15 protein-coding genes are annotated in these 13409 nt (G+C 58.2%); 9 read left to right on the forward strand and 6 right to left on the reverse strand.

All coding sequences use genetic code 11. The features are described from left to right. Positions 1-203 precede the first annotated feature (203 nt). Positions 204-431, forward strand: a complete 228-nt coding sequence (locus AC6I8F_RS12080; RefSeq protein ID WP_010616664.1) for a DUF2594 family protein — start codon at positions 204-206, stop codon at positions 429-431. A gap of 31 nt (positions 432-462) precedes the next feature. On the opposite strand, the gene AC6I8F_RS12085 is transcribed toward AC6I8F_RS12080, so the two are convergent. Both AC6I8F_RS12085 and AC6I8F_RS12090 read right to left on the reverse strand, forming a co-directional pair. Then, positions 463-1074 carry an acyl-homoserine-lactone synthase gene (locus tag AC6I8F_RS12085; protein ID WP_031279842.1) on the reverse strand — a complete coding sequence of 204 codons (612 nt, stop codon included), beginning with the start codon at positions 1072-1074 and terminating at the stop codon, positions 463-465. Between the two features lie 124 nt (positions 1075-1198). Next, positions 1199-1921, reverse strand: coding sequence for an autoinducer binding domain-containing protein (locus AC6I8F_RS12090; RefSeq protein WP_021508278.1), 723 nt, complete (start codon positions 1919-1921; stop codon positions 1199-1201). Positions 1922-2460: 539 nt separating this feature from the next. Between AC6I8F_RS12090 and AC6I8F_RS12095 the strand changes: the two genes are divergently transcribed. Beyond that, positions 2461-3135, forward strand: coding sequence for a DUF4396 domain-containing protein (locus AC6I8F_RS12095; protein WP_498028062.1), 675 nt, complete (start codon positions 2461-2463; stop codon positions 3133-3135). 1 nt (position 3136) lies between these two features. Here AC6I8F_RS12095 and AC6I8F_RS12100 read toward each other — a convergent pair whose 3' ends face one another. Beyond that, complete coding sequence (locus AC6I8F_RS12100; protein WP_031279843.1) at positions 3137-3835, reverse strand: extensin-like domain-containing protein; 699 nt, start codon at positions 3833-3835, stop codon at positions 3137-3139. A gap of 286 nt (positions 3836-4121) precedes the next feature. Between AC6I8F_RS12100 and cycA the strand changes: the two genes are divergently transcribed. Next, positions 4122-5513 carry a D-serine/D-alanine/glycine transporter gene (gene cycA, locus AC6I8F_RS12105; RefSeq protein WP_021508281.1) on the forward strand — a complete coding sequence of 464 codons (1392 nt, stop codon included), beginning with the start codon at positions 4122-4124 and terminating at the stop codon, positions 5511-5513. A gap of 41 nt (positions 5514-5554) precedes the next feature. On the opposite strand, the gene AC6I8F_RS12110 is transcribed toward cycA, so the two are convergent. Together AC6I8F_RS12110 and rutR are read right to left on the reverse strand one after the other, a co-directional pair. Further along, positions 5555-6529: a metal-dependent hydrolase gene (locus AC6I8F_RS12110; protein ID WP_498028063.1), complete on the reverse strand. Its 975-nt coding sequence runs from the start codon at positions 6527-6529 to the stop codon at positions 5555-5557. 25 nt (positions 6530-6554) lie between these two features. Next, the gene (gene rutR / locus AC6I8F_RS12115) at positions 6555-7190 is read right to left on the reverse strand and encodes an HTH-type transcriptional regulator RutR (protein WP_031279844.1); all 636 of its coding nucleotides are present in this window, start codon (positions 7188-7190) and stop codon (positions 6555-6557) included. 308 nt (positions 7191-7498) lie between these two features. On the opposite strand from rutR, the gene rutA reads away from it, so the two are divergent. From rutA to rutG, 6 genes are read left to right on the forward strand one after another with little or no spacing between them, the layout of a single operon-like run. After that, entirely contained in the window at positions 7499-8590 is a 1092-nt protein-coding gene (gene rutA, locus AC6I8F_RS12120) for a pyrimidine utilization protein A (RefSeq protein ID WP_059008914.1), read from the forward strand. Next, the gene (rutB, locus tag AC6I8F_RS12125; protein ID WP_141496467.1) at positions 8590-9300 is read left to right on the forward strand and encodes a pyrimidine utilization protein B; all 711 of its coding nucleotides are present in this window, start codon (positions 8590-8592) and stop codon (positions 9298-9300) included. The genes rutA and rutB overlap by 1 nt, the downstream gene beginning before the upstream one ends. A 42-nt stretch (positions 9301-9342) precedes the next feature. After that, positions 9343-9738 carry a pyrimidine utilization protein C gene (gene rutC / locus AC6I8F_RS12130; RefSeq protein ID WP_498028064.1) on the forward strand — a complete coding sequence of 132 codons (396 nt, stop codon included), beginning with the start codon at positions 9343-9345 and terminating at the stop codon, positions 9736-9738. Further along, a complete protein-coding gene (gene rutD, locus AC6I8F_RS12135; RefSeq protein WP_421039350.1) occupies positions 9738-10538 on the forward strand; it encodes a pyrimidine utilization protein D in 801 nt (266 codons plus the stop codon). The genes rutC and rutD overlap by 1 nt, the downstream gene beginning before the upstream one ends. A 14-nt stretch (positions 10539-10552) precedes the next feature. Beyond that, positions 10553-11074: an NADH-dependent FMN reductase RutF gene (gene rutF, locus AC6I8F_RS12140; protein WP_166710250.1), complete on the forward strand. Its 522-nt coding sequence runs from the start codon at positions 10553-10555 to the stop codon at positions 11072-11074. A gap of 45 nt (positions 11075-11119) precedes the next feature. Further along, the gene (gene rutG / locus AC6I8F_RS12145) at positions 11120-12445 is read left to right on the forward strand and encodes a pyrimidine utilization transport protein G (RefSeq protein ID WP_021508289.1); all 1326 of its coding nucleotides are present in this window, start codon (positions 11120-11122) and stop codon (positions 12443-12445) included. Here the strand turns inward: rutG and AC6I8F_RS12150 are convergent. After that, positions 12442-13356 carry a DMT family transporter gene (locus tag AC6I8F_RS12150; RefSeq protein ID WP_021508290.1) on the reverse strand — a complete coding sequence of 305 codons (915 nt, stop codon included), beginning with the start codon at positions 13354-13356 and terminating at the stop codon, positions 12442-12444. The genes rutG and AC6I8F_RS12150 overlap by 4 nt on opposite strands. Positions 13357-13409: the final 53 nt, after the last annotated feature.

Below are 13409 nucleotides of genomic sequence, written 5' to 3' on the forward strand. Positions count from 1 at the left end.
TTCTTTCCGTCGGCAGCACCTAAAAATAATCTTTCCGTGGAAGTTTTTTGCGCACAAAAAATAACGAACGGCGCAATTAATTAACCGTCTGCGCGCGGGTCGATGATGTGGCCTAAATTCTTCCATCAAGCGTATGATATACTCTGTTTTTTATGCACGGGAAGAATGTGTGCGCACAAGGTCATTCCACAAAGGAGATAATGATGAGTGATGAAGATTTCGTAACATCGCGCGATACCCAGGCGCTGGCGGATGAAGTCGCCTGCCTGAAAATGATGGTGACGCTGATCCTGAAAGGCATGGGCCAGGCTGATGCCGGTAAAGTGATCATCAACATGGAGCGCTACGTCCAGTCCGCGCTGGCTGATAAACCGCAGGCCGAGGTGTTCAGCAACACTATTCGCCAGATTAAAACCGCCTACCGTCAGTAAGCGGCGTGCCCTGCGCATCCTGCGCGGGGCGTTAGCTGTGTGACTGCCAGTTGACCGACACGCCCAGCGAGGGCAGCACTTCTTCCGGACTGAAGCGACGCGTGCCGCGATACTTCTCCGCCAGCGCCGGCTGCTGCACCGGAATACGAATGGCAAACAGATTGTCTTCTGACTGAATCAGTCCCGGCGAGAGCGGCTCGTACACCACCTGATGCTGTTCAAACATCTTCTCCAGCATCGGCGTGGCCGAACTGATCAAATACTCCATCCCGCTCAGCTCTGCCAGCTGTACCGAATGCCATAAGATGTTCAGCGGCAGTTCGGCATCCACTTCAAGGCGGGCCGAATAGCGCGACATTTCCCACACTTTTTGCTGGTCAAAAGGCAGCACCATGCCCTCCGGCACTTCCGGCTCGTGCCACGGTAACAGACGTGCGCAGCCACAAATGCCCTGACGCGCAGTCCAGGCAATCAGCCAGGTGACATCGGAACGATCGAAGCGATCGTACTCCTGTCCCGGCGTGCTGAGTCGCGGCGGAATTGACCAACCCTCGCCACGCGCAAAGACGCTGTAACGATAGGTGCCCAACTCGGCCAGCAAAGAGGACGGCATATCCTTTAGCTGTGTTTGAATTATTTTCATCATGCGCCCCTGACATCCCCATGTTTGCAATGATTTATTAAGCGCCAGCCTGGCGGAGTTTCCGGCGCAGGGTAGACAACTGACTGCGGCTTAGGAACTACTAAAATTAGTAGTTGCCTTTTCGCTATATCAGGCCGATGGCTGCGGCATAACAGGCAATCTGCGTTTTATTGGAAACATTAAAACGCTTTTGCATATTCTTTTGGTGAAAATTTACCGTGTGTTCAGAAATAGCCAGAATGAGGGAAATTTCGGCTGAGGTTTTCCCCTCCGCTGTCCATTTCAATATTTCCAGCTCGCGCTGACTAAAATCATTCGATAACACCACCATTGAGCCGTCATTCAGACGGTCCAGCACACGCAAACTCAGTTCCGCCAGGAAGTGCAGTTGCACCTCCAGCTCAACGCGTCTGTGCTGGGTCTGGCTGGGTTGTTGCGATGCTATAGATAATATACCAATGGCACGATTTAGCGCCATTGCCGAGCATGAAAAGCCACTTACCAGCCCTGCTGCATTGGCTTCTGCCCATAAATTGCCTGCGCCGGTAAATAAATCACGCGTCCACTCCACGCCGCGACCGGGCTGCTGGCAGAGCATTAACACCGGATCCACCGCATAGTAATTTTCACTCTCGTAGCGTTTCACCCAGCTCTGCGGATAGGTGCTAAAGAGAAAAATACGCGGTCGGGTAAAAGGCACCGGATGCTGAACCAAAAAGGCAAAAGCATCAAATCCAAGGGCCTCAACATGTTTTTGCAGCAGCGATTTCAATTGCAGCACTTCGGAAAGCGCCTGAAATTCTTTTTCAGTTTCGCCTCGCCAGACGAAATAATTATCGATGGTCATTATTGCCCTGGCGCTGTTTCACGCCTTATTCATAACAGGATATCTGTGCCGATTAATGTAAAAAATAAATTAACCAGAGAAAAAATATTGATTGAAACCAGAGCGGCATTGCGGGCAAAAAGTGATAACTACCTTGTTGTCAATATGTTACCCAAATGAGAAATTAAACTATGATGCGTTTGCCAGCGGCACCATCAGGATGATAAGTCGTGCGAATCAGAATAAGATTTTTCTGAAGAATTTTCAATCGTCCTGTTGATTAAACGCCAGACTTCGCAGATAAAACATTCGCCTCATCATTAATCGCTATTATCTTTGCCATTCCCCTTTTTTATACCGCCCGTCATAATCTTCCTGCTGATTAAGTCCGCAGCGCGGCTTAATTCCAGTTATTTCTGCAGTGTTTCCCTGCTTTGCACCTGTGGCAGACATTTCCGGCACCGTCTTTTCCAGCTACGCTTTAGCAGAGGCGCAAGGTGGCAGGCACCAGCATAGCTCCGCAGGCTGGCGCGATTTCAGCAAACTGAGTGGGACTGACTATGTTAAACCAGCTGGCATTACCCTTTCTGGTCGTGGGCATGTGTACCGCCCTGATGATCGCTAAAGATCTGTTGCGTCACCCGCATCCGCTGGCGGTCATGAATATCATCTGGCCGCTCACCGGGCTGTACATGCCGTTTTTCGGCTGGCTGGCATGGTGGTATCTCGGGCGTAAACCGTCACGTCAGCGAAAACTGGCGCTGCTGCTGCCATCCGGATTAACCGGTTATGCCAGCTGGCAAACCATTTTTATTTCCACCTCGCTCTCTGCCGCCGCCTGTATATTCGGCGACATCATCACCCTGCCAATAGTCACTCTGCTCAAGCATTTTGCAATTAGCCCCGCGCTGTGGTTACAGGCGGTTATTTGCGTGATAATTTCGTTACTGGCGGGATTATTTTTTCAGTTTCTGGCCATTCGCCAGCGGGAACAACTTTCTATTGTCCATACGTTATTATTAGCGCTGAAAACAGAAACCTTTCCGCTGCTGATTTATCAAACGGGAATCTTTATCTTTATGACGCTGGCCCTAAAATATGTGCTTAATCAACAGCTCAATCCCCTGCTCAGCGCCTTCTGGTTTATGTTACAGCTGGCGATGCTCACCGGATTTATTTTCTCCTGGCCGGCAAATCATTTCCTCATCAAACGCGGATTAAACCCGGCGGTGTAGTTTAGCGACAAAAGCCTGCGCCGCGCATGCCAAGGTGGAAATGGCTGGCATGCGCCGCATTGTAATCCGGCCCCAGCGCATTACCGAAGCTGGCACAGCCGTTGCGCCATAACGCATGCAAACCGGCAGCGGCCTGCGGCGGTTGCTGCCAGTTTTTGCCTACCTGTAGCCAGCGCCCGTCCGCCAGCTGAAACCCCGTGATGTCCCACGCCTCCGCCGTCGCGTGTTCACTGCGGCGTCCTTCCTGGCGGTGATAAATATTGCGGCAGGCGTAACTGCCAACGTGCGCGATGCGGCGCAGCGGCGAGCTAATGCCGGCCTGCTGCAGCGCCGCATTGCTGCGCGTAACATACAGCGTGCTGGCCACCGCCATTGGACAGCTGGCAAGAAAACTGCTGCTCAGCGTGACCTCACCGAAGCGGCTGATGCGCAGCGGTTGATCAATCGGACAATCGCCCTGCAGCGGCGGCACCTCACGGAAACTGACTCTGCCCTGCGCGCTGGCCGCGCGCATCACCGCCAGACACGCGGCCGGATCGCTGCTCAGCCGCTGCAGCTTATAGCGCGTCATCCAGCCTGGCGGATCGGTAACCTGGAGCGGTATAAACGGATTCCACTGTGGCGGCAGATGCGTTTTCAGCCAGGGTAAACTCCACCAGCCGCACAGGGCCAGCAGCACTATCGCGAGCAATGCGCGCACGCTGCCTCACTTTTTCCGGGTTCATCGAAATGACAAGTGTAGAACCCTGCGCAGCGCTGCGTGGTGCAAGCGGCTCATTTGCAGAACATTTACGCAAAATGACGGCACGGCGCGCCATGTAAATATTTACTGACACGGTAAAGCACGCAAAAGGGCACAAAGGTTTAAAAACCATTACCGAGAGTGGCCGCCTTTCCTCTATCTTATGCCCTCTTGCCCTGTGCAACAGCACGTTATTCAACAGCCAGCAGAGCTGACACAACATCAAGACAGGAAAGATATTTTTATGGTTGATCAATCTAAAGCGGCGCCCATTGAGGCCGAACAGCCGGAAAAACTCCGGCGCAACCTGCATAACCGTCACATCCAGCTTATCGCCATCGGCGGTGCCATTGGCACAGGTCTGTTCATGGGCTCCGGTAAAACCATCAGCCTGGCGGGTCCGTCGATCATCTTCGTCTATATGATCATCGGTTTTATGCTGTTCTTTGTGATGCGCGCCATGGGTGAGCTGCTGCTCTCCAACCTTGAGTACAAATCCTTCAGCGACTTTGCCGCCGATCTGCTCGGTCCGTGGGCCGGTTATTTCACCGGCTGGACTTACTGGTTCTGCTGGGTGGTGACCGGCATCGCCGACGTGGTGGCGATCAGCGCCTATTTCCAGCTGTGGTTCCCGGACTTCTCGATCTGGATGAGCGCGCTGCTGTGCGTGTTTGTTTTCCTTGCCCTGAACATCGCCACGGTAAAACTGTTTGGCGAGATGGAGTTCTGGTTCGCCATTATCAAAATTGTCGCCATCGTGGCGTTAATCATCACCGGGATTGTGCTGGTCAGCCTGCATTACCCTTCGCCGAACGGGAGCCACGCGGCGCTGAGCAATATCTGGGATCACGGCGGCATGTTCCCGAAAGGGCTGAGCGGTTTCTTTGCCGGCTTCCAAATTGCGGTGTTTGCCTTTGTCGGCATTGAACTGGTGGGTACGGCGGCGGCGGAGACCAAAGATCCGCATAAAGTTCTGCCGCGTGCCATCAATGCGATCCCGCTGCGCATCATCATGTTCTACGTGCTGGCGCTGCTGGTGATCATGGCGGTGACGCCGTGGAACCAGGTCATGCCGGATCGCAGTCCGTTCGTTGAAATGTTTGTGCTGATTGGCCTGCCGGCCGCTGCCAGCATCGTTAACTTTGTGGTGCTGACCTCCGCGGCCTCCTCAGCCAACAGCGGCATCTTCTCCACCAGCCGCATGCTGTATGGCCTGGCGGAACAGGGCGTGGCGCATAAGGCGTTTGGCCGTCTCTCGGCGCGCGCGGTGCCGACCACCGGCCTGTTCTTCTCCTGCCTGTGTCTGCTGGCTGGCGTGGCGTTGATCTACCTGATTCCGGATGTGATGACGGTCTTCACCATGGTGACCACGGTTTCGGCGATTCTGTTTATGTTTGTCTGGACCATTATCCTGTGCAGCTATCTGGCCTACCGCAAACAGCATCCGCAGCGGCATGCGGCGTCACGCTTCAAAATGCCACTCGGCAAGCTGATGTGCTGGGTGTGCATGGCTTTCTTTGCCTTTGTGCTGGTGCTGCTGACGCTGCAGGAAGATACCCGCCAGGCGCTGATGGTGACGCCACTGTGGTTTGTGGTGCTGACCATGGGCTGGCTGCTACGCCGGCGTAAAGCCTGATCCACCTAAACGAACAGGCCCGGTTATCCGGGCCTTTTTCGTTATAAGCGCTCTGTGAATTTGTGCCACGCCTGCGCCAGCGACGGCCGCAGCGAATCTTCCCGCTGTGGTGCTGCTGCCGGCGCTGCGGCGGAACCGAGATTAAAGGTAAAGGTGTAATCCGGCTCTTCCCCCATGCGCAAATCCACGATCAGCGTGTCGTTGCCCTGCTGGCGCATGGCATAAAATCCATGGCTGAACCACGCAACGCGTTCGGCGTGCCACTGGCCTTTAAACGGGGCAAAAAGCGCGGGATGGCGATCGTACCAGCGAATCTGTAAGGGACGATTGGGCGACAGTAGCGACCACCAGGCTTCCCCGTAGCGCTGCGGCGTGATAATTACCGTACGCCACACCAGCGTATTAAACGCGGTGGGCGTCACCAGCAGTTGCTGCGGCTGCACGGCCTGCTGCGTCAGCTGGTGCTCAATATGCCGGGTAGCAACACTTTGCGCCACCATGCTCCAGCCCAGGTACAGCGTGCTGATGAGCAATCCGGCCTGATTCCAGCGCAGCCCGCAAGCATCCCGCCGCCACAGTGCGACGATCAGGGCGATCAGCAGCGGCAGCGTGTAGAGCGGATCGATAATGAACATGCTGCCGATGGCGAACGGGTAATCGGTCAGCGGCAGCCCGAGCTGTGTGCCGTACACCGTGGTCAGGTCCAGCAGCGGATGCGTGATCAATGCCAGCCAGATGGCGAGGCACCAGGCGCGCCAGTGCTGCCGGCTGCGCGTCGCGCCAGCCACCAGCCAGCCAAATAACGGTGCCACCAGCGTCAGCCACAGCAGCGCGTGGCTCTCAGTGCGGTGCAGCGTCATGTTGCGGATGGCATCGCCGTGGTCGATAAACACGTCGAGGTCCGGCAGCGTGCCCGCGACCGCCCCCGCCAGCGCCGCCTGCCACAGCGGCACGCGTTTGCCCATTACGGCCACGGTCACCGCCGCGCCCAGCGTTAGTTGTGATAGCGAATCCATGCACTCTCCTGGTCAGCCACGGGGATCAGCGCACGCGGATCCCTTCAATGATCATGCGCTGAACGTTATCCAGCGTCTGGGCAAAAAATTCCGCATCGTTTAGCGTCTGGCCGGTGATGGCTTCCACCTGGGACGCGAAATCAGCGTAGTGCTGCGTGGTCGCCCACAGCAGAAAGAACAGATGCTGCGGCTGCACGCCGGCAATACGCCCTTCGGCGATCCACTGTTCGATAATCGCCGCTTTGTCATCCACCAGCGCTTTTAAATCCCCCGCCAGCTCGCCCTTCAGCAGCGGCGCGCCCTGCAGCATCTCCAGACAGAACAGGCGCGATGCCTGCGGGTGGTCACGCGACACTTCCAGCTTGAGACGAATATAGTTGCGGATGGCCACCAGCGGATCCTGGTCATGACGCAGCGCACGCAGCGGCGCCAGCCACACATCAAGAATCTCTTTCAGTACCGCCACATACAGCACTTCTTTTGACGGATAGTAGTAAAGCAGGTTGGTTTTTGAGACGTCCGCGCGCTCAGCCACCTTATCCAGACTGGTGCCGTGAATGCCAAACTGCGAGAAGAAGGCCAATGCCGCTTCCAGAATAGCTGCCCGTTTCGCCGCAACGGCCCGCGATCGGCGTCCTGGCTTTTTTTCATCGCTTTTCACAATGTTACCTCTTCCATCCTGCGAAATCGCATCATAACAAACGCCCTGTTTCCTGCCTAATGCTGTGCCCTGCACCTTTTTCGCTCAGGTGACGCATGAAAAACGTGCAATTTGTTTTGACCAGATGGTCTGTTTTGGACCAGTCACTCAGGATTCACTACGTAGCCAATTTTAACTGATTGTTATGTATAACTTTTAAAATTGTGGCACAGGCTTTGCAATTTTGTGATCGAGCGCCGCCCGCAGGATGCGTGCAGGAAGCAACGCAGCGCGTGAAGCAATCCATGTTCAATGCAGAGAGGTTTCACATGAAAATTGGCGTTTTCGTTCCGATTGGCAACAATGGCTGGCTCATCTCCACGCATGCCCCGCAATACAAGCCGACCTTTGAACTCAACAAAGCGATTGTGCTCAAGGCTGAGCACTATCACTTCGACTTTGCCCTGTCGATGATTAAGCTGCGCGGCTTCGGCGGCAAAACCGAATTCTGGGACCACAACCTGGAGTCCTTCACCCTGATGGCCGGGCTGGCCGCGGTGACCTCACGCATTGAAATCTACGCCACCGCCGCCACCCTGACGCTGCCGCCCGCTATCGTGGCGCGCATGGCCGCTACCATCGACTCCATCTCCGGCGGCCGCTTCGGCGTCAATCTGGTGACCGGCTGGCAGAAGCCGGAGTATGAGCAGATGGGGCTGTGGCCGGGCGATGAATATTTTGCCAGCCGCTACAACTACCTGACGGAGTACGTCACGGTGCTGCGCGACCTGTGGGGCACTGGCCAGAGCGACTTCAAAGGTGAGTTCTTCACCATGAACGACTGTCGCGTCAGTCCGCAGCCGCAGAAGCCGATGAAGGTGATTTGCGCCGGTCAAAGTGATGCCGGCATGGCCTTTTCGGCGCAATACGCTGATTACAACTTCTGCTTCGGCAAGGGCGTCAATACCCCGACCGCCTTTGCACCCACCGCCGCACGCATGAAACAGGCCGCGGACAAAACCGGGCGCGACGTCGGCTCCTACGTGCTGTTTATGATTATCGCCGCCGAAAGCGACGAAGCCGCGCGCGCCAAATGGGAACACTACAAAGCCGGCGCAGACGATGAAGCCCTCGCCTGGCTCACCACGCAGAGCCAGCAGGACACCAAATCCGGCAGCGACACCAATGTGCGCCAGATGGCCGATCCGACCTCAGCCGTCAACATCAATATGGGCACGCTGGTCGGTTCTTATGCCAGCGTGGCACGCATGCTGGATGAAGTGGCGCTGGTGGAAGGCACCGAAGGCGTGCTGCTGACCTTTGATGATTTCCTGCAGGGCATTGAAGATTTTGGTGAACGTATCCAGCCGCTGATGGCGTGCCGCCGCGCGCTGATTGACGCCCACAAGGAGGTTGCATAATGAATACCGTCGTTTGTGCCCACAGCAGCAGCCAGCCTGCAGTGACTCTGCCGGCGCGCCCGGAAGCCATCGCCCTGCCGCCGGCGCAAAGCGCGCTGATTGTGGTGGATATGCAGAACGCCTACGCCAGCCAGGGCGGCTATCTCGATCTGGCCGGGTTTGATGTCTCCGCCACGCAGCCGGTTATCGCCCGGATTCATCAGGCGGTCACCGCCGCCCGCGCGGCAGGGATGCAGATCATCTGGTTCCAGAACGGCTGGGATAATCAGTATGTCGAAGCCGGTGACGCCGGTTCGCCCAATTTCCATAAATCCAACGCGCTGAAAACCATGCGCCAGCGGCCGGAGCTGCACGGCACGCTGCTGGCAAAAGGCGGCTGGGATTATGCGCTGGTGGATGAGCTGGTACCGCAAGCCGGCGATATCGTGCTGCCCAAACCGCGCTACAGCGGCTTTTTCAACACGCCGCTCGACAGCATGCTGCGCAGCCGCGGTATTCGTCATCTGGTGTTTACCGGCATTGCCACCAACGTCTGCGTGGAATCGACGCTGCGCGACGGCTTTTTCCTCGAGTATTTCGGCGTGGTGCTGGCCGATGCCACCCACCAGGCCGGACCGTCGTTTGCTCAGCAGGCGGCGCTGTTCAACATTGAAACCTTTTTTGGCTGGGTCAGCGATACCGACACCTTCTGCGAGGCGCTGAAGTCATAACCGCCGTTTCACCTGCACGCTTAATAATAAGGACTCTGAGTCATGCCTAAAACAGTGATTATTCCTCCCGGCACCACGACGCCGATCGCTCCGTTTGTACCCGGCACCTTAGCCGATGGCGTGGTGTACGTTTCCGGTACGCTGCCGTTCGATGCCGACAACAACGTGGTGCACGTCGGGGATGCGGCGGCGCAAACCCGCCACGTGCTGGAAACCATCAAAAAAGTGATCGAGACCGCCGGTGGCAGCCTGCAGGACGTCACTTTCAACTCGATTTTCATCACCGACTGGAGCAACTACGCGGCGGTAAACCAGGTATATGCCGACTATTTCCCCGGCGACAAACCGGCGCGCTTCTGTATTCAGTGCGGTCTGGTGAAACCCGATGCGCTGATTGAAATCGCCAGCGTGGCACACATTGCCCGGCAGGAGGCGTAATGCATCTGGACATTCAGGGATTAAGCGCGCCCGACGCGCCGACGCTGGTACTGTCGTCCGGGCTGGGCGGCGTGGCCGCGTTCTGGCAACCGCAACTGGCGGCACTGACGCCGCACTATCGCGTGGTGACCTACGATCAGCGCGGCACCGGTCGCAGCCCCGATACGCTGCCGGAAGGTTACAGCATGGCGATGATGGCAGCGGAACTGGCCGACGCGCTGGCGGAGCACGGCATCGAACAGTATGACATCGTGGGCCATGCGCTTGGCGGGCTGATTGGCCTGCAGCTGGCGCTCGATTATCCGCAGCGCGTGGGACGCGTGGTGGTGATCAACGGCTGGCTGGCGCTGGATGCCCACACCGAGCGCTGCTTCCAGGTGCGTCAGGATCTGCTGCTCAACGTTGGTGTTGAAGCGTTTGTGCGCGCGCAGCCGCTATTTCTTTATCCGGCCGAATGGCTGGCACGCCATCAGTCGCGCATCAGCGCGGAGGATGTGCATCACGTGGCGCATTTCCAGGGCATGGAGAACCTGCTGCGGCGTCTGCACGCGCTGAAATCGGTCGATTTCCGTCCGCACGCCTCGCGAATCACCCAGCCGGTGCTGGCGATATGCAGTCAGGATGACCTGCTGGTGCCGTGGAGCTGCTCGCCGCAGCTGGCGCAGGCGCTGCCCAACGGCAGCCTGATTGAGATGCCGTGGGGCGGCCATGCCATGAGCGTGACCGATGCCGACAACTTTAATGCGCTGCTGCTGCGCTGGCTGGCGGACACCGCCACGCCGGCTCGCCGCGCCAGCTAATCACGGAGCCGATGATGAGCGTACATGAACTGCCTCTGCTGCCCGAAGTGAGCCAGCAGGCTTTCCGCGATGCCATGTCCGGCCTGGGCGCGGCGGTCAATATCATCACCACCGACGGGCCGGCCGGACGTGCCGGTTTTACCGCCACCGCGGTGTGCAGCGTCAGTGATACGCCGCCGACGCTGCTGGTCTGCCTCAATCGTAATGCATCGGTGTGGCCGATCTTCCGCGACAACGGCGTGCTGTGTGTGAACACGCTGGCCGCTGGCCAGGAATCGCTGTCAACGCTGTTTGGCGGTAAAACCCCGATGGCGGAACGTTTTGCCGCCGCCCACTGGCACACGCAGCACAGCGGCGCCCCGCTGCTGCAGGGGGCGCTGATGGCGTTCGACTGCACCATCACGCAGGTCGTCAGCGTGGCGACACACGACATTCTGTTTTGCAACGTGATGGCGCTGGAGCGCCATGATGCCCAGCCCGGTCTGATGTGGTTTGACCGTCGCTACCATGCCCTTTCACGGCAGGACGCCCGCTAACGCCGCACCGTGCGGCCCGGTTCGACCACTACCCTGGAGAAGACGATGGCGAGTTCCTGGTTCCCCCGCTGGCAGAAAAAGTCAGCCATGAGCGATAACGGGCTGATTGCCCCCGACGAAACCCTGCCGCTCGGGCAGACGTTCGTGCTGGGCCTGCAGCATGCGGTAGCAATGTTTGGCGCAACGGTGCTGATGCCGCTGCTAATGGGGCTGGACCCCAATCTGGCGATTCTGGTTTCCGGTATCGGCACCCTGCTGTTCTTTGTCATTACCGGTGGTCGCGTGCCGAGTTATCTCGGATCGAGCGCCGCGTTTGTCGGCGTGGTGATCGCCATTACCGGCTTCAACGGTCAGGGGCTCAATCCCAACCTGGCGCTGGCGCTGGGCGGCGTTATTGCCTGCGGCGCGCTCTACACGCTGATTGGCCTGGTGGTGATGAAAGTCGGTACCGGCTGGATTGAACGGCTGATGCCACCGGTGGTCACCGGTGCGGTAGTGATGGCCATCGGCCTTAATCTGGCACCGATTGCGGTGCACAGCGTCTCCGCCTCGATGTTTGATAGCTGGATGGCGGTGATGACGGTGCTGTGCATCGGGCTGGTGGCGGTGTTCACCCGCGGCATGGTGCAGCGGCTGCTGATTCTGGTCGGACTGATTGTCGCCTGGGCGCTGTACGCCCTGCTGACCAATGTGATGGGCTTCGGCAAGCCGGTGGATTTCAGCCGCGTGGCCAGCGCCGCGTGGTTTGGTCTGCCGCACACCACCGCGCCGGTATTTGATATGCAGGCAATCGTGATGATCGCACCGGTGGCGATTATTCTGGTGGCAGAGAACCTCGGCCATATTAAAGCGGTGGCGGGCATGACCGGGCGTAATCTCGATCCGTGGATGGGACGCGCGTTCGTCGGCGACGGCCTGGCAACCATGCTGTCCGGCTCCATCGGCGGCAGCGGCGTCACCACCTATGCCGAAAACATTGGCGTGATGGCGGTGACCAAAGTCTACTCCACGCTGGCGTTTGTCGCTGCGGCGCTGATTGCGCTGGTGCTGGGCTTTTCGCCTAAGTTCGGCGCGCTCATCCACACCATTCCCGGCCCGGTGATTGGCGGCGCTTCAATTGTGGTGTTTGGCTTAATCGCCGTGGCCGGCGCACGTATCTGGGTGCAAAACCATGTCGATTTTAGCCAGAACAGCAATCTGATTATGGTGGCGACCACGCTGGTGCTCGGTGCCGGGGATTTTGCGCTGAAGATTGGCAGCTTTACCCTCGGCGGCATCGGCACGGCCACCTTCGGTGCCATCATCCTCAACGCCATTCTGCAGCGGCGCGGTGCCGCGCTGACCCAGCCGGCGGCGCGCCCGCAGCCTTAAGGCTTCTGCGGTGCCTGCTCCGGCACCGCTTTTTTGCGCCGCAGGCGCAGTTCACTGACAATCACCCCGCAGACAATCAGTGCGCCGCCCAGCAGCGCCGCGGCCGGTAACCGTTCGCCGGCAATACGTCCGACCACACCGGCCCACACCGGCTCGCCGGCATAAATCACTGTGGCGCGCGTCGGCGAGACGCTGCGCTGCGCCCAGTTCATGGTGACCTGAATCAGCGCGCTGGCCGCGCCGAGGCCCAGCGCGCTGAACAACAGCGGCGCCGATAGCGTGGGTAAAGATTCGCCGTTGGGCAGCATCAGCACGAAGGCGCAGGCCGAAGCCACCAGCAGCTGTACCAGCGTTACGCGGCGCACATCGACCTGCCCGGCGTAGCGGCTGATAAGAATGATCTCGGCGGCAATGGCGAGGGTGCTGAGCAGCGTGGCGATCTCACCGGCATTCAGCGTCAGGCTGCCATCCTGCGGACCCGCCACCAGCACCAGACCGGTGAACGCCAGCAAAATGCCCAGCCACGCCATCAGGCCCGGCGGCCGGCGCAGAAACAGCCATTGCAACAGCGGCACCACCGGCACGTAAAGTGCCGTCAGAAACGCCGACTGGCTGCTGGAAATGGTTTGCATACCCCAGGTTTGCAATCCGTAACCGCCGGCAATCGCCACGCCAATCAGCGCACCCGCTTTGATTTCCAGCCAGGTAATGTGACGCAAATAGCGGCGAAAGAAAAAGGCCAGCAGCAGCGAGGCGGTAGCGAAACGCAGCCCGACAAAAAAGAACGGCCCCGAATGCGCCATGGCGCGATGCACCACCAGAAAGGTGCCACCCCAGACCATAGTGATAAAAATAAGTACCAGCTCCTGACGCGTAATACGCAGGCTGAGGCGGGAAGTGGAAGCAGACATAACGCACCAGAATAGAGGACTGGCGCACATTTTTGCTGATTAGCCGGGCAAAT

The sequence above is a fragment of the gamma proteobacterium symbiont of Axiagastus rosmarus genome (assembly GCF_059730925.1).